This window comes from Streptomyces sp. D2-8 (genome assembly GCF_023184515.1).
GTDB lineage: Bacteria > Actinomycetota > Actinomycetes > Streptomycetales > Streptomycetaceae > Streptomyces.
Window position 1 is genome coordinate 1 of record NZ_JAAHBP010000016.1, and the last position, 791, is coordinate 791.

Here is a 791-nt window from a genome sequence, read left to right on the forward strand (position 1 = left end):
CGGTCGTCGCGACGGAAGGCGGGACGGTCACCGCGGTCGTCCCGACGGAACCCACCGCGGTCACGATCATCCCTGCGCGGTCCGCGATCACGGTCGTCGCGCCCGCCGGGCCCAGCACCACGGTTGTCGTCGCGACGGAAACCGCCACGGTCCCGGTCGTCGCGACGCTCGCCACGGTCGTCCCGGTCGTCGCGACGGAAGGCGGGACGGTCACCGCGGTCGTCCCGACGGAACCCACCGCGGTCACGATCATCCCTGCGCGGTCCGCGATCACGGTCGTCACGCCGACCGGGCCCACCACCACGGTTGTCGTCGCGACGGAAACCACCACGCTCGCCGCGGTCGGGGCGACCGCCGCGGTCTCCCCGGTCGCCTTCACGACGGCCGTAGCCCCCGCGGTCGTTGGCGCCACGGTCGTTGTCGCGACGGAAGCCCCCACGGTCTCCACGGTCCCCGCGCTGGCCACCGCGGCTGCCGCGATCGCTCCGGTCCCCCTCCCGTTGCCGCTGGTCGCGCTCCGGTCGGTCGTCGGGAGAGTTGGTGGACATGGTGACTCCTGTCTTCGGTACCGCAAGTCATTCTCGCGCAGCCGGGTGCCCGGCGCGCACTGCAAAAACAAAAAAGGACCCTTGGCCCCAGCTGAACGCTGGGACCAAGGGTCCTTCCAAAGATTGTTCGGCGGCGTCCTACTCTCCCACAGGGTCCCCCCTGCAGTACCATCGGCGCTGTAAGGCTTAGCTTCCGGGTTCGAAATGTAACCGGGCGTTTCCCCTACGCTATAACCACCGAAA

At 69.7% G+C, this 791-nt stretch carries 1 rRNA gene and 1 pseudogene; both read right to left on the reverse strand.

What is annotated here, in order from left to right:
- A pseudogene (locus G3I77_RS26250) lies at nt 1-439 on the reverse strand (hypothetical protein); the annotation flags it as partial.
- Nucleotides 440-673: 234 nt separating this feature from the next.
- Nucleotides 674-790: ribosomal RNA gene (gene rrf, locus G3I77_RS26255) — 5S ribosomal RNA — on the reverse strand.
- Nucleotide 791: the final 1 nt, after the last annotated feature.